Annotated in this window: 12 protein-coding genes; 4 read left to right on the forward strand and 8 right to left on the reverse strand. The window is 57.5% G+C overall.

The features are described 5' to 3' along the window. The first annotated feature begins 227 nt into the window (after positions 1-227). Positions 228-1,385, forward strand: a complete 1,158-nt coding sequence (locus ACR0D6_RS18050; protein ID WP_480766534.1) for an efflux RND transporter periplasmic adaptor subunit — start codon at positions 228-230, stop codon at positions 1,383-1,385. Further along, complete coding sequence (locus tag ACR0D6_RS18055) at positions 1,386-4,505, forward strand: efflux RND transporter permease subunit (protein WP_480766535.1); 3,120 nt, start codon at positions 1,386-1,388, stop codon at positions 4,503-4,505. A gap of 144 nt (positions 4,506-4,649) precedes the next feature. On the opposite strand, the gene iolB is transcribed toward ACR0D6_RS18055, so the two are convergent. From iolB to ACR0D6_RS18095, 8 genes are all read right to left on the reverse strand, one after another. Next, a complete protein-coding gene (iolB, locus tag ACR0D6_RS18060) occupies positions 4,650-5,477 on the reverse strand; it encodes a 5-deoxy-glucuronate isomerase (protein WP_480766536.1) in 828 nt (275 codons plus the stop codon). Further along, the gene (gene iolE / locus ACR0D6_RS18065) at positions 5,470-6,384 is read right to left on the reverse strand and encodes a myo-inosose-2 dehydratase (RefSeq protein ID WP_480766537.1); all 915 of its coding nucleotides are present in this window, start codon (positions 6,382-6,384) and stop codon (positions 5,470-5,472) included. The genes iolB and iolE overlap by 8 nt, the downstream gene beginning before the upstream one ends. A gap of 44 nt (positions 6,385-6,428) precedes the next feature. Continuing rightward, complete coding sequence (gene iolD, locus ACR0D6_RS18070; RefSeq protein ID WP_480766538.1) at positions 6,429-8,255, reverse strand: 3D-(3,5/4)-trihydroxycyclohexane-1,2-dione acylhydrolase (decyclizing); 1,827 nt, start codon at positions 8,253-8,255, stop codon at positions 6,429-6,431. Then, a complete protein-coding gene (locus tag ACR0D6_RS18075; RefSeq protein WP_480766539.1) occupies positions 8,252-10,165 on the reverse strand; it encodes a bifunctional 5-dehydro-2-deoxygluconokinase/5-dehydro-2-deoxyphosphogluconate aldolase in 1,914 nt (637 codons plus the stop codon). Before ACR0D6_RS18075 ends, iolD begins: the two co-directional genes overlap by 4 nt. Next, on the reverse strand, positions 10,162-10,980 hold the full coding sequence (locus tag ACR0D6_RS18080) for an ATP-binding cassette domain-containing protein (protein WP_480766540.1): 819 nt from the start codon (positions 10,978-10,980) through the stop codon (positions 10,162-10,164). Before ACR0D6_RS18080 ends, ACR0D6_RS18075 begins: the two co-directional genes overlap by 4 nt. Before the next feature lies 1 nt (position 10,981). After that, positions 10,982-12,079, reverse strand: a complete 1,098-nt coding sequence (locus ACR0D6_RS18085) for an ABC transporter permease (protein ID WP_480766541.1) — start codon at positions 12,077-12,079, stop codon at positions 10,982-10,984. A 63-nt stretch (positions 12,080-12,142) separates the two neighbouring features. Then, complete coding sequence (locus ACR0D6_RS18090; protein ID WP_480766542.1) at positions 12,143-13,084, reverse strand: sugar ABC transporter substrate-binding protein; 942 nt, start codon at positions 13,082-13,084, stop codon at positions 12,143-12,145. A 129-nt stretch (positions 13,085-13,213) separates the two neighbouring features. Then, positions 13,214-14,029 (reverse strand): MurR/RpiR family transcriptional regulator, encoded by an 816-nt coding sequence (locus tag ACR0D6_RS18095; RefSeq protein WP_480766543.1) that lies wholly within the window; start codon positions 14,027-14,029, stop codon positions 13,214-13,216. Positions 14,030-14,131: 102 nt separating this feature from the next. Here ACR0D6_RS18095 and ACR0D6_RS18100 point away from each other — a divergent pair, with 102 nt between their 5' ends. Beyond that, the gene (locus ACR0D6_RS18100; RefSeq protein ID WP_480766544.1) at positions 14,132-15,253 is read left to right on the forward strand and encodes a Gfo/Idh/MocA family protein; all 1,122 of its coding nucleotides are present in this window, start codon (positions 14,132-14,134) and stop codon (positions 15,251-15,253) included. A 12-nt stretch (positions 15,254-15,265) separates the two neighbouring features. Continuing rightward, positions 15,266-16,255: an inositol 2-dehydrogenase gene (iolG, locus tag ACR0D6_RS18105; RefSeq protein WP_480766545.1), complete on the forward strand. Its 990-nt coding sequence runs from the start codon at positions 15,266-15,268 to the stop codon at positions 16,253-16,255. Positions 16,256-16,410 lie beyond the last annotated feature (155 nt).

Here is a 16,410-nt window from a genome sequence, read left to right on the forward strand (position 1 = left end):
GCCCAAGTTGTGCAGATTCTAATGAGATTGCCGCTATTTGCGAACCTGATCCCATCATCGTCCCGGCAAATTTACGAAGAAATGGCCGACATTAGAGGACAACCCATCTAATTCGCGTCCCCCGTCATCAATTTCGGCAAGGAGGATACGCAGAAAACTGTTGTTGGTGATAATGCAGGCAAAATAAGCTATCAATAAATCAGGGTGTTGAGTTTCAGGAGGAGCGAGTGCGCTTTGGGCAGCGAATAACGGGTGAGAACCGGGGCGCACGCCATGTATTTTCGGTGTGCCTGCTGATCCTCGTTTCCGGCTGCTTCGAGAAAGAGTCGGATGAAACAAAAACCACCGCACCGAAGGTTGTCGTCGCACAGGCAAAGACACAAGATGTACCACTTTTTCTTGAGCTGACCGGACGTACAGAGTCGCCCAACACGGTGTCCGTTCGGTCGCGCGTCGATGGTCACGTTGAATCGCGCCCCTTCAAAGAAGGTACAGATATCGTCAAAGGCGATACCCTGTTCGTAATAGATCAACGCCCTTACGCAACTGAACTCAAGCGCCTCAAGGGCGAGCGGGACAAAAGCCAGGCCAGCTTAGACTTCGCCAACAGAGAGAAGGAGAGGGTTTCCGCTCTGGCGAGTGATGGAACAGTCGCACAGGAGAAATTGGACGAGAAAACCACCAGCGCGGCCGAAGCGAAGGGCGATCTCGACAGTAGCCAGGGCGCGGTGGACTCGGCTCAGGTCAACCTTGATTACGCGACGGTTTCCGCCCCAATCGATGGACGTATCGGACGGGTTTATCAGGATGTCGGCAACGTCGTTTCGGGAAATGACACTGTCCTGACTGAACTGGTCCAGATGGATCCCTTGTTCGTCTATGTAAGCCCAAGTGAGGCGCAATTTCTGGAACTGGAAAAGTACAGATCGGCAAATCCCGATCTGAAGGTCGCGATCACGCTGGTCGACGGCAGCGTACACCCGCACGCAGGTGCGCTTGATTTTTCGGAACCGGGCATTGATCCCACGACCGGTACTATTGCTGTGCGTGCCGTGTTTCCCAATCCCGACAAAACGCTGCGCCCCGGTCAATATGCCAGAGTGAACATCCAGCTTGCCGAGCAGTCAGGCCAGATAACAGTACCCTCAGAAGCGATCGCGCAGGATCAGGCCGGATTCTTTGTTTTTGTCGTCGACAAAACCGACAAGGCCGAAATGCGCCGGATAACCGTTGGCCGCAACTTCGAAGGTCGCCGCATCGTCATGACGGGGCTCAAGGACGCTGAAGTGGTGATCATCAAGGGGCAACAGCGCGTCCGGTCAGGCATGGCTGTGGAGGTTACAAAACCTTCCGCCGGTTCGGATACGGACAAGGCTGATGGCTGAATGCTGAGCCGGTTCTTCATCTTCAGGCCCGTCTTTGCCTCGGTTATCGCGCTGGTCATCGTGATCGCCGGGTTGATTTCTATACCACTGCTTCCCGTCGGCGAATTTCCGGAAGTCGTGCCCCCGACGGTTGTCGTCAGCGCCACTTATACCGGCGGCAGCGCCGAAGTTGTCGAAGAGGCAGTGACCATTCCCCTTGAGGAGCAGATCAACGGCGTTCAGGGGATGGTTTACATGTCGTCCACCAGCTCCAATGACGGCACCTCGAACATAACTGTCACTTTCGAGGAGGGTTACGATCTTAGTATTGCAGCCGTGGACACGCAAAACAGGGTTTCCACAGCGATGGCGCAACTTCCGGATGAGGTCGTCGCCTCGGGAGTGACCGTCACAAAGGAGTCGGTTGACCTGATCATGGGGGTTAACCTTATTTCGCCGAACGGCCAGTTCGACGAACTCTTCATCTCAAACTACGCGGACATCCACATCACGGATCGTCTCAAGCGTATTCCGGGTGTTGGCACGGTTATGGTTTGGGGTGAGCGGGTCTATGCAATGCGGATCTGGCTTGATCCCGAAAAGATGGCAAGCCTCGGCCTGACCGCATCTGATGTTTATGACGCGATAACCGAACAAAACCAGCAGGTCGCCGCCGGTTCATTGGGCGCGCCGCCGAACCATAACAGCCAGAAATTCCAACTGACGCTGACTGCAAAAGGAAGGCTGCAAAACAAGGAAGAGTTTGAAGATATCGTTCTGGGTATCGGTGATGACAGTGCTGTCATCAAACTTAAGGACGTGGCGCGGGTGGAACTGGGCGCCGAGGACTATTCGTTCAACTCGACCTTGGATAGCGGCCCGACGGTGGGCCTTGGTGTCATGCAGCTTCCTGGGGCCAACGCCCTGCAACTGGCGTCGCAGGTTCGCGAAACCATGGCGGAACTGTCACAGGATTTCCCTGAGGGTCTTGAATATACGGTTATCTACGACACAACGAACTTCGATAGAGAAGCCATTCGAGATGTTCTTTTCACACTTGGACAGGCCATCCTGCTTGTCGTTTTTGTCATTGTCATCTTCCTGCCCAACCTGCGGGCGGCGCTAATCCCGGTGATAACAATTCCGGTCTGCCTGATCGGCACTTTCGCTTTGATGTACGCTTTGGGCTTTTCAATCAATCTGCTGACGCTGTTCGGTCTTGTGCTGGCGGTTGGTCTGGTTGTCGATGATGCAATCGTCGTGGTCGAGAACGTATCGAGGCATATCGAAAACGGTGAGACGGATGCCAAAGTAGCCGCACGTCGCGCGATGGACGAAGTCACCAGCCCGATTGTGGCCACTTCGCTGGTTCTGATGGCGGTTTTCATACCTGTTGCTCTGATGCCCGGGCTGACAGGCAAGTTATATCAGCAATTCGCCCTGACCATTGCCTCGGCTGTCGCAATTTCAGCGATCAACGCCCTGACGCTCAGTCCAGCCTTGTGTGGTTTGCTTTTGGGCGGGGCACGACCAAAAGCTAAGATAATCCAGAAATTCGATGCTGGGTTTGCATGGTTTACGCGGCGCTATGAGGCGGTTGTCGGCTGGTTCATCCGGGTCTGGCAACCTGTGGCACTGGGCTTTGCGGCGTTACTGGCGGGAACTGTCTACATGTTTACCGTCGTACCTGTGGGTTTTATCCCAAACGAAGATCAGGGCTATTTCATCATCAGTTTGGAAACGCCGGAAGGTACCGCGCTGGGTCAGACCCAAAAGGTCGTCGATGAGGCTTACGAAATTCTGCATGATCTGCCGGGGGTCAAAGGTGTCATTACTTTCACCGGTTTCAGTATTTTGACAAACACGTCAGCGCCCAATCAGGGCAACCTGTTCGCAGTTCTCGAATCCTGGGACAAGAGAAAGGGGTCGGGTGAAAGCGTAGCGGCGCTCATTGCCAAGGCGCAGGCGCAATTCGATGAGATCCCTGGCGGAATACTGACCACCTTCAACCCGCCCCCCATTTTTGGCCTGTCGCCAACCGGGGGGTTCCAGTTCGAATTGCAGGACACAACGGGCGGCTCGCTGCAGGACTTGGAGCAGCTGACTCGGGAAATGGTTGCGTCTGGAAATGCCCGGCCTGAGTTGTCCGGCCTGTACAGCCCGTTTTCCGCCAGCACGCCGCAGCTGCATATCGAGCTTGACCGAACCAAGGCTCTGACCGAGGGCATTTCGATTGGTGATGTCTTTGATGCGCTGCAAACGTTTTTGGGCGGCGTCTACGTCAACGATTTCAACGTCTACGGCAGAGTGTACAAAGTCTATCTGCAAGCCGATGTAGATGCCCGGCAAGCCGAAGAGGACATTGGTCGGCTGTACGTGCGCAACGACAAGGGCAGCATGGTGCCGTTGAGTGCTTTGGTAAAGTTGCAGCCCCAGATCGGCGCGCGCACCATCAATCATTACAACCTGTTCCGTTCGACCAGTATCAGCGGTACCGCAGGCGAGGGACATAGTTCCAGTCAGGCGATCACGGCGATGAATACTTTGGCGAAGCAGACGCTTCCAAGGGGGTATACCTTTGAGTGGACCGGTAATGCGTATCAGGAAATCAAAGCGGGGAACGTAGCGCCGATCCTTTTCACGCTGGCTGTCGTATTCGCCTTTCTGTTTCTGGCCGCCCAGTATGAAAGCTTTGTGATGCCGCTAATGGTTCTGTTGGCGGTTCCGCTCGCGATTTTCGGGGCTTTGGTGGCGCAATGGTTTCGAGGTTACGACAACAACATCTATTGCCAGATCGGACTGGTCATGTTGATCGGTCTGGCAAGCAAAGGCGCCATTCTGATTGTCGAGTTCGCCCGACGTCGACGTCAGGAGGGTCTTTCGATTGAAGAGTCGGCAATGGAAGCAGCACGCATCCGGATAAGGCCATTGTTGATGACTGCGTTTGCTTTCATCCTGGGCGTTGTGCCGCTGGTCATTGCCAGCGGTGCCGGATCTGCGGCCAGAAGATCTCTTGGAACTGCTGTCTTTGGCGGGATGATTGTCGCTACAGTGCTTAGCCTCGTGCTTGTACCGGTATTGTACGTCGTTATCGAACGGTTACGAGAGCGTCTGACGAAACGCCGCGCGATTTCCGGTTGAGACCGCACAGTCAGGATAATCGAGCCTAAGGGCCAACAACAGCTCTAGGCCGTCGCTACCTCAACAAATGGCAACAAGAGGCTCATACTATTTGCCGTGCACTTAAAGGCATAGCGCGGTTCGGGTTGTTACGATCTTGATGCATCAAACAGCGTCGCGCTGCGCGATCCAGTCGTGATCCGGATCGTTCTGAAAACGCCACTTTCGCAGCGGCCCGGCCATGACGTTCAGATAGTACATCTCGTATCCGTAAGGCGCCCCGCAAGGGTGGTGGCCGCGCGGGACCAGCACGACGTCGCCATCCCTGACCGCCACGGTTTCATCCAGCGATCCGTCCTCGGCATAGACCCTTTGTATACCGAAACCCTGCGCCGGGTTGAGGCGGTGATAATAGGTCTCTTCAAGGTATGTCATGTTCGGATAATCATCCTCATCATGGCGATGGCTTGGATAGGACGACCAATTGCCGTCAGGCGTAAATACCTCGGTCACCAGCAAGCTGTCGGCCACATTGCGGCCTTCCATTGCAATGTTGTTGATATAGCGGGTGTTCTGCCCCTTGCCGCGCGGCGTCAGTTCTATGCCTTCCGGGCCCAGACGGCATGCGGGATAGTTTCCCTTGCCGGGTGCACTGCATACCGCCAGAACGCATTTGGTGGTTGCCGTGGCCGACCACGCGTTGTCGTTAGGAACATATGCGCAATGTGGTGGCGTCTTTTCGAACACGCTCATCCGGTCGCCCATTTCGCCGAAATCCATACTGTCGCAGCTGACGTTTGCCTTGCCCTCGACCAGCACCAGAATGACCTCGCGGTTGCCCGTGGGTTCGGCCACAGTCTCACCCGGTTCCAGATGGTAAAGACCAAAGCCCACATAGATCCAGTCCGGGCTCAGCGGACCGCGGGCGCTGTCGGGCGTTATGTCGTGCACCTTGCTCGACGCCGCCGTTGGTTTGCGTAACAGATCACCCATCAAGGCCAACTCCTCGTGCCGTTTGTTTCAACGATTTCAGCCCCATCGACTGATAGTGATGTGGATTGCGTTGCTCGGGGTCCTGTTCGGCTTCGATCACGATCCAGCCTTCATAGTTCTGATCCTTGAGGATGCGCAGCAGCGGTGTGAAATCCACGCCGCCTTCGCTATCGCCGGGAACGGTAAAAACGCCTGCACGAACGCCATCCATAAAGGACAGACCCTTCCCACGTACCTCGGTCATAACGTCGGGGCGCACATTCTTGGCATGGAAATGGCGTACGCGATCCCTGTACTTCCGCAGGATTGGCGCGGGGTCCTGCCCATTCGCGCCAAAATAGCAGTGACCCGCATCGAACAACAGCTTTGTCGCCGGGCCGGTGGCTGCCATGAAAGCGTCGATCTCTGCGGGCGTTTCCACCACCGTTCCCATGTGATGGTGATAGACCAGATCAATCCCCTGATCGGCACAGTATTGAGCGATCTCTTCGATTTTGGCCCCGAACGAGGTCATTTGCTCGGGCGTCAGAACGGGTGCATCGTTTACCGGAACATCCAGCCCCTGCACCGAATTCGATGTCTCACACACGATACAAACCTTGCAGCCATTGTGTTTCAGCTTGTCCAGATGGGGCTGTATCGCCGCTTTTTCCTCTTCGACCGAGTGATCCAGCAGGTTCAGTGAGTGCCAGCCCGAGATGAACTTCAGGCCATGCCCACCCAAAAGTTGTTTCAGCGCCTCAGGGTCATCCTGCGGCCAGCGATGCCCATTCTCGATCCCGTCGAACCCGATCTGGCTGGCCTCGGTCAGGATTTGCTCGGTGGGGATATGCGCGCCCAGAGACTGATCGTCATCATTCGCCCATGCGATGGGATTGGTGCCGTAAAGTATCATGGCTGTGTCCATCTTCTGATTATTTCGAAAACGCGCGACCGGCGGAGGTGACGCGCCTAATTCAGGCGCGCGCGCAAGGCTGCTTCGTACCCAAGACGCGCTTCCTTCACCTCATCACGGTCACTGACTTCGGGCACCGCCACGTCCCACCAAAAACCGCCATCGGGGGTGCTGGGATAAGGATCGGTATCGATGACGATCACAAAAGGACCTTCGGCGGTTTTGGCTCGGGTCAAAGCATCCTCCAACTCGGCCACCGTCCCGACATGCACCGCGGCCGCACCCATCGAGGCCGCGTGTGCGGCAAAGTCGATATTCGATGGGTTGGTGTGATGCGCGTGGTCCAGCAGATTGTTGAACTCGGCCCCTCCGGTGCCCATTTGCAACCGGTTGATGCACCCGAAACCACGGTTGTCGGTAATCACGATCGTGATTTTGATACCCATCATGCAGGCGGTAGCCAGCTCGGAATTCGCCATCATGTAGGACCCGTCTCCGATCATGCAGACCACATCGCGATCCGGCTGCGCCATCTTGATGCCCATGGCTCCTGCAATCTCGTACCCCATGCAGGAATAGCCATATTCCATGTGATACGCCCCGGGACGCGGCGCTTTCCAGAGCTTGTGCAATTCACCGGGCATTGTGCCTGCTGCACACATAACCACCGTATCCGGCCCGCTGGCGCGTTGCACAGCGCCGATGACCTGCTGGTCTGTCGGCAGCGCATTGCCATCCCCAGGCGTTTCAGTCAGGGGATCAACGGCCGCAAACCAATCGGATTTCAGAGCCGCATCAGGCGGGCTGGCTGCGTAACTGCCCAATGCGCGCGTCAGTTCCTCAAGCCCCGCCCTCGCATCGGCCTGTAGAGGCATTGCCCCATGTTTCACGGCGTCATAGGCAGCGACATTCAGGCTGACCAGTTTACAGTCCGGGTTCCGGAACAACGCCCATGACCCGGTGGTAAAATCCTGAAACCGGGTGCCGACCCCCAGAACCAGATCGGCCTTTTCGCACAGCGTATTGGCGCTGGAGGCTCCGGTCACCCCAACAGGGCCAAGGTTCAGCGGGTGATCCCACGCCAGAGCCGATTTGCCGGCCTGACTTTCAACAACCGGTATCTGATGCGTTTCGGCAAAGCTTTGCAGCGCGGCGCAGGCACCTGAATAATGCACTCCACCTCCTGCAACGATCACGGGGTTCTTCGCCGCTTTCACCGCATCCGCCACACGTGCCAGTTCGCCCTCATCAGGGCGCACACGTCGCTGATGCCAGGTTTTTTCGTCAAAAAAGCTTTCGGGCCAGTCATAGGCTTCAGCCTGTACATCCTGACAAAAGGCCAGCGTCACTGGTCCGCAATCTGCCGGGTCAGTCATGGTAGCAAAGGCACGGGGCAGCGCGGTGAGCAACTGTTCGGGCCGGGTGATGCGGTCGAAATATCGGCTGACCGGGCGGAAGCAATCGTTCGCGCTGACGGTTCCGTCACCAAAATCCTCAATCTGCTGCAATACAGGGTCGGGACCGCGACCGGCAAATACATCGCCGGGGATCAGTAGCACCGGCAATCGGTTGACATGCGCCAGCGCCGCAGCGGTTACCATGTTGGTGGCCCCCGGACCGATCGAGGACGTCACTGCCATTGCCCGCCGCCGACCGGATTGCTTGGCATAGGCAATCGCAGCATGGGCCATGGTCTGTTCGTTGTGTCCGCGATAGGTCTGAAGAGTGTCACGTTCCGCATACAACGCCTCGCCCAGACCGGCGACATTGCCATGTCCGAAAATCGCCCAGACACCAGCAATAAATGGCGCACCGTCTTCGTTTTTCTGCGCCGAAAGATAGCGCACCATCGCCTGTGCCGCAGTCAGCCGGATCGTGCTCATGCTGCCTGTTCCTTTGCTTGCGCGCGCACCTGATCCCAGATCGCACAAAGGTTTTCATATCTCGCCGCCATCTGTGCAACGGCATCCGTGTCGCCAAGCTCACCCTTCATCCAAGCGCGTGCGGCATCACCAAAAATGGTGCGCCCCACAGCAAACCCCCGGACCAGATCGAATTTGGCCGCCTGCGCGAAGGAGGCTGCCAGTTCATCTGTCGGGGCATCCAGACCCAGAACAACGATCCCTCGCGTATGGGCATCATTGCGCTGAACGGCCTCGACCACAGCTGCCCATTCCCCATCGGTCCTGAGCGGCTCCAGCTTCCACCAGTCCGGGTAGACACCAATATCATAGAACCGCTGGATGATCGCGGGTGTGGTTTCAGGTCGAACGGCCCCCACCTTGGACGGAATGACTTCGAGCAGAAATTCCAGCCGGTTACGCCGGGCGGCCGTGAACAAGCGCTTCACGACGTCTTCTTGCCGGGCCTTCATCTCGTCGCTGTCATCAGGGTGATAAAAGCACAGGCATTTCACCACATGTTCGGACGGCCATTCACTGAGCCCTCCGAAATCTGGCCCGATCCCGGGCTCGGCCTGTAATGGGCGCGAGGCGGGCAGTTCCACGGGATGGCCGATCCACAGCCCCTGCCCGGCGGCCTTGTACAGGGCGTCTCGCCCCAGACGCGAGTCGCATAGCAGGCCGTAACCCGGCCGATCACCAGCCACCTGCGTTGCAGCCTCAAGGCAGAGCGATTTGAACACACCGATCTTTTCGGGCGTTGCGCCCTCCATCTCTTCGAACTGGATGCGGTGATCAAATGCAAAAACCCGCATTGTGGACCAGTCGCCTTTGCGATTCGTGGACCAGTGCAACTGTTCCAGCTCGGCATCCTTTCGCAACGCCTTTTCCCTGACACCGCGGGTCAGGAAAAACTGTAGCTCTTCCCAGCTGGGATAGGCCGGGGTGCAACCATGGCGGCTGACGGCAAAGGCTCCGCAAGCATTGGCGTATCCCAGAGCAGTTGGCCAATCCTCCCCATCCAGCCAGCCTTTGAGCAGACCGGACATGAAACCGTCCCCGGCACCCAGAACGTTGAATACATCAATGGGAAAGCCCGGGCCGCTCTGCCCCTCGTCCAATGTGCCGGGAATGTCGCCCACAAAGGCCGAGGCGCCCATTGGCCCCTGTTTGCAGATCAGCACGGCATTTGAAACGGCCCGCACCGCACGCAGGGCCGCCATGGTGTCAGTGGTGCCGCCTGCGATATGGAATTCTTCTTCGGTACCCACGATCAGGTCGAACAGGTGCAGGGTCGATTGCAGCTTTGCTGTGACCTTGGCGCTTTCCACATACCGGCTTTCGCCATCCCCATGCCCGGCCACGCCCCACAGGTTCGGGCGATAGTCGATATCCAGTGCTGTCTGAGCCCCATTTTCGCGTGCCAGTTTCAGCGCCTTCAGTGTTGCGCCTTCGACCTGCGGATGGCTCAGATGCGTGCCGGTCGCTACAACCACGCGCGCTTCGGCGATGAAGGCCGGGTCGATGTCATCCTCGCTCAAAGCCATGTCGGCGCAGTTCTCGCGATAGAATATCAGGGGAAACTGCTCCTGATCGCGAATACCCAGCAACACCAGAGCAGTCAGCCGGTCAGGATCGGTTTTGATCCCGCGCACATCAACGCCCTCGCGCGCCAGTTCCTCGCGGAGGAAACGGCCCATATGCTCATTCCCGACACGGGTGATAAGCGCGGATTTCAACCCCAGCCGCGCGGTGCCTGCCGCCATATTGGTTGGCGATCCGCCTATATATTTGTTGAAGGAAGTCATATCCTCCAACCGGCCACCCACCTGCGCCCCATAAAGGTCAACCGACGAGCGTCCAATGGTGATGACATCAAGCGTCTTTGTCATACGGTGCCCCCAAGGCTGCCTTCGAGTTGGGCCAGTTCCTGACCACCAGCCATCATGTCCTGCAACTGGTCCGGTGTGATCTCACCGCGTACAGCCGTGCCCAGCGTCTGGCCCCGGTTCAGCACCGTGAAGCGATCACCCACCGCCATCGCATGCCGAACGTTATGCGTGATGAAGACTACGCCAATTCCTTTTTTGCGGACCCTGTCGATCGTGGCCAGAACATTCGCAGTCTGCCGCACACCCAATGCCGAAGTAGGCTCATCCAGAATCAGGACCTTGGCCCCGAAATGCACCGCGCGCGCGATGGCCACGGTCTGACGCTCACCACCCGACAACGTGCCAACTGCCTGATCCGGTGAACGCAGATTGATCCCCATCCTCTTCATCTCTTCCATCGTGACCGAGTTCGCCTTGTCGAAGTCGATGAACCGCAACGGCCCGACCTTCTTTTCCGGTTCTCTGCCCATCCAGAAATTGCGCGTCACGCTCATCAGCGGGATCATGGCGAGGTCCTGATAGACGGTGGCGATGCCGGCTTCCATCGAATCCCTGGGGCTGTCGAAGGACATTGGCTTGCCTTCGAAAAATATCTCACCTCTGGTGGGTTTGTGCACCCCGGCCATGGTCTTGATGAAGGTCGATTTGCCTGCACCGTTGTCACCCAGCAAGCAGTGACACTCACCGGGACGGATATCGAAACTGACCCCGGCCAATGCAATCACTGCACCAAAGTGTTTTTCGATATTCTTCATTTCAACGATTGGCGCCGCACCCGAAGGGTCGCCATGGTGGAACGTGGTGTTCTGCGTCATCTCAGCGTTCTCCCGTGATCATACGGCGAATATAGGTGTTCAGGATCACGGCCAGAATCAGGATCGTGCCCAGAAATACCCTGAACAACGAACTTTCCGCGCCCGAAAAGAACAGGCCCTGCTGGACCACACCAAAGATCAACGCGCCCAGCGCCGCGCCGATCACAGAACCGTAACCACCGGTCAGCAACGCGCCACCGATCACCACGCAAATGATCGCTTCGAATTCCTTTAACACGCCACGGTCTGCGGCGGCCGAGCCGAACTCCATCACCTGACATGTGGCAAAAACGCAGGCGCAAAAGGCGGTGAACATGAACATCAGCACCTTGACGCGGTTCACCGGCACGCCGACATATCGTGCGGCTTGTGCATCGCCACCGGCTGCGTAAATCCAGTTGCCGAACTTTGTCCTGGTCAGGATGACGTGACCAACAATGATCAGCGCGATGGCCCAGATGACCAGCATCGGCACCCCGTCGACCACCGGCTGTCCTTCACGTTTGCCCCGGGTAAAGGTTTCCAGCAGCCCGATATCCGCAAGCCACTGGAACACAGGTTTGAACACGACACCGCCAAACAACCACGCCAAAGGATCGCCTTCGGCCACATCTTTGACGCCGCCGATGATGGTCTTGCGTGTGGACAGGATCGCCAGCCAAATCGTCAGGCCGCGCAGAATGTAAAGAAAGGCCAGCGTCACGATAAAGCTGGGCAACCCGGTCTTGATCACCAGCATTCCATTGACCCAGCCCAGTGCAACACAGACGACAAAAGCCGCAATGATGGCCAGCCAGACCGGCCAGCCCAACTGCACCGAAAGAATGGCGATGACAATCCCGGCAAAACCGATCATCGAGCCGACGGACAGGTCAAACTCGCCCGCGATCATCAGAAGACAGGCACCCACCGCGATGATCGCGAACTGGGCCGAAACAACGGTCCAGTTCTGAATGCCCTCGGGCGCGAACATGCCGCTGTCGCCTGCGATCATCAGGAAAAAGACAAACACAAGAATTGCGCCAGCGATGGCCCCCAGCTCTGGCCGGATCATGGCACGCCGCAGCGCCGAGACCTGCTTGATACGCTCGTCCGTCATGGCCCCTCACTTAAACTTGCAGGAAGGTGGATGGTTACGGGGGGCGAGCCGCCCCCCGGTCGATCAGCGGTATTCGCCTGCGAATTCCTCGACCAGCGCGATGTTGTCCTTGGTCACGAAGCCCGGGCCTGAGTTGATCGAGTTTCCGGGAACCACGCCGTAGCGCGCAAGGTTTGTCAGGATCACAACCGGCAGGTACCCCTGCAGGTACGGCTGCTGATCAATTGCGAAACTGATCGTCCCGCCTTTGATTGCCTCGGCGATCTCACCCGACAGATCGAAGGTGCCAAAGAAAATCTCACCCGCCAGACCGTTTTCATCCAGCGCACGCAGCGTCGGGTGGGCCGAGGTCGGGCCAAGCGTCAGGATGGCGCCGGTATCGGGATGAGCTGACAGATATGCGGATACCTTGTTCTGAACCTCGGAAGGGTCCTGCCCGCTGTCTATCATCGAGGCGGAAAGATCGGCCCCAATCGCATCCGCAAATCCCTGACACCGTTCGACCGAGGCCGGATTGGTGATATAGTGGTTTACACACAGAAACGAGGTTGCCCCGGCGGCCTTGGCTTTTTCGCCCGCACCGAAGCCGGCATCATATTCTGGCTGACCTACATGCAGCAGCGCGCCAAGCTCTTTGGACTGTTCCTGCGTGCCAGAGTTGATCGTGATGACCGGAATACCCTGATCCACTGCGTCTTTGATCGGCCCTTCCAGAACATCAAAATCGGCGATGGTCACGATGATTCCGTGCGGATCGGTGGCCGTAGCCTGTTCGACAATCCGCGCCATATCGGCCAGGTCCCCCGTTGGCGGATTGCGATACTCGACATCCGCACCCATCTGCTCGCCCGCGAGCGCAATCGCGTTCTTGATCGTATTCCACCAGCTGTCGCTGTCCGGTGCGTGACTGATCAGAATGATCTTTTCACCTTCGGCGGCTACCGGCGCCACAAAGCCGGTCGCGCAAATCGCGGCGGCAGCTACGGCTGTCAGCAATTTCTTCATGAGATCCTCCCAAATTCATGCGAGCCGTGGCTCGTTTTCTGCGCGGGCTTCGAACGGTAAAGGTCCGCAAAGCACCACGGATGGAATAAACATTCCATAATGATAAAAATCAATAGCTGAGTTCCAAAATCAAGAACTCCTTCCCGCACCAACGGAGACAGCCAATGCAACGGCCAGCGACAAGGTAGCAGATAGCGCGCGGAACGCGCCAAAATCGACTTCTGCCACTGACAAGGACAATACGCCCTGCATCTGAAGGGGGCTTAGTCCGGTATCCGTAATCGCAACAACCGGAACTTTGCGCGTAACGCTTTCACGCGCCAGCGCCACCGTATCTTCGGAATAGGGCGCAAAGGAAATGGCGATCAGCGCATCACCCGGCCGAACGGCATGTACATGGTTCAGGTTGCCGACGCTGTCATGCAGCATCGCCGGGATTTCCATCTTTTCAAAGACATAAGCCAGATAAGACGCCACGGGAAATGCGCGCCGCAAGCCAATGACATGTATCGTCTCGGCCTGAACCAGTTTTGCCACCGCTTGGTCCAAAACACGGGAATCCACGGTATTTGCCAAATTTTCCAATGACATACGGCCCGCATCGACAAACTCGGCCAGCAGAGCCGAAGGGCTGCCGGCACCACGTTCGCGCAACGCTGCAAGGCGGCTGGCATAATCAGGAAACCCCTGGGCCACCGACTCGCGGAATAGTTTCTGCATTTCGGAATAGCCGGAAAAGCCCATGATCTGGCAAAACCGCATCATCGCGGATGGCTGCACCTGTGCGCCCGTTGCCATTTCGGCCACAGTCCCCAGCGCGATCCTGTCGGAATGCGCCGCAAGATACTCCGCGCACTGTTTCATTCGCTTCGGAAGCGTATCGGAAATTTCGCGCAGACGGTGATGAAAGGCTTCGACACTTTTCGGTGCGGGCAGGTCGTGCATCGGAGGTCCATTTGTTCTTGACAGAATGCTTGCGGATCACGATAGCGATAATGGAACAAATATTCCATAGAGTCTTCGCAAACGACAAAACGGGAGATCAAGATGAGCACGCCGTTGGGCATCGGATTGATTGGGACCGGATTTATGGGCAAAGCCCATGCGCTGGCTTATCGCAATGCGCGCGCCGTCATGGGCAACCTTCCCGAGATCCGGCTGCGAACGTTGTGCGACACGCCGCTTCCACAGGCCGGCGCGATGGCAGATCAATTCGGGTTCGAACAAGCGGCCGACGACTGGCGTCAAATGCTGGGCGATCCAGAAATTCACATCGTTTCGATCACCACGCCAAATCAGATGCATAAGGACATGGCATTGTCCGCAATCGCCGCTGGCAAGCATATCTGGTGTGAGAAACCGATGGCACTGACACTGGAAGACGCCGCAGAAATGGAAAAGGCCGCGCGCAAGGCCGGGGTCGTCACACTTGTGGGATACAACTACGTTCGGAATCCAACATTCAGGCTGGCGCAACAGTTGATCGACGACGGCGCCATCGGCCAACTGGTGCATTTTCGCGGCTGGGTGGACGAAGACTATCAGGCCGACCCGGACCTTCCGTGGACATGGCGGGCGCGTCTGGCAGATGCCGGGCTGGGTACGCTGGGCGATCTTGGCTGTCACCTGGTTTCAATGGCCTATGGCCTCGTGGGCCCGATCGACAACCTTGTGGCCGACATTCAAACGGTGCACGCCACACGTCCGCTTCCGGATGGATCAGGCATCGGCGAAGTGGAAAACGAAGATACCGCCAGCGCGCTGGTGCGCTTTGCCAACGGCGTTCACGGTTCATTGTCCACGTCACGGTCCGCCTGGGGCCGCAAAAACCGACTGGCATGGGAAGTGCACGGCACGCACGGCATGATCTGCTTTGATCAGGAACGAATGAACGAGTTGCAGATCTATCAGAACAAAGGTGACAGTGCGGAGCAGGGTTTCAAGACCATCCTCACCGGACCCGAGCATAAGCCATACGACAGTTTCTGCCCGGCACCCGGACATCAGCTTGGGTTCAACGACCTGAAAATCATTGAGGCCGCCGAGCTGCTCGGGGCCATTTCCGACGGGCGCACAGCCTATCCCGATTTCACCGCCGCGCTGGAATTCGAAAATGTCATCCACGCCATGGCACGGTCTGCACAAACCGGTGCCCGCGTTTCGATCTGAGAAAGGTTTGTAATGACACTACGTATCGCCATTCTGGGCGCAGGCCGCATCGGGCAGGTTCACGCCAAAGCCGTCGCCGCCAATTCCGACGCAGAACTGATTACCATTGCCGATGCTTCGGCACAGGCTGCGGAAACGCTGGCAAACAGATACGGCGGTGAAACCCGCACGATCGACCAGATTGAAGGCGCCGCCGACATCGATGCCGTCATCATTTGCACACCAACCGACACCCATGCCGATCTGATCGAGCGGTTTGCCCACGCAAACAAGGCTGTGTTTTGCGAAAAGCCCGTGGACCTGAGCCTGCCCCGCGTCGAAGCCTGTCTGAAAACCGTCGCAGGGGCAGGTACACCGCTCATGGTCGGCTTCAACCGCCGGTTTGACCCTCATTTCGCCGCTTTGAAACAGGCGATTGACACAGGCCGGATCGGTAATGTCGAGCAGGTGACAATCACCTCGCGCGATCCGGGGCTGCCGCCGTCTGACTATATCAGCGTCTCGGGTGGCATCTTTCGCGATATGACCATCCATGATTTTGACATGGCCCGGCACCTTTTGGACGAAGAAATTACGCAGGTCTTTGCCACCGCCTCGGCGCTGGTTGACCCGTCCGTTCGTGAACTTGGGGATTATGACACTGCCACGGTTCTGCTGACTACGGCCAGCGGGCGGCAGGCGGCGATCCTGAATTCGCGCCGGGCCACCTACGGGTATGATCAACGGATCGAGGTTCATGGCTCCAAAGGCATGGTACACGCGGAAAACCAGCGTCCGGTCGGGATCGAGGTGGCCACAAAAGACGGATACGCCCGCCCGCCCCTGCACGACTTTTTCATGACCCGGTATATCGATGCCTACGCAGCCGAACTGAACGCCTTTATTTCCGGCCTGCGTTCGGGCCGGCCCCTGGTGCCCAGCGGGGCAGACGGGCTGGAAGCGTTGCGTCTGGCCGAGGCCGCACTGGAATCTGTCAACTCGGGCAAACCCGTCAAACTGTAACGGCTACAAGCCACCACAGACAGGGGTGTGAGTCATCGATTCACGCCCTTTTTCTTTTCTTGTGGATTTTGGATACAAAATCCCATATTGCACGAAGAACCCGTGACGGCACTCTATCTGGACGCACAGACGCCGCCACAAATTGACAACCGAAC

Source organism: Ruegeria sp. BJ6, assembly GCF_056537885.1.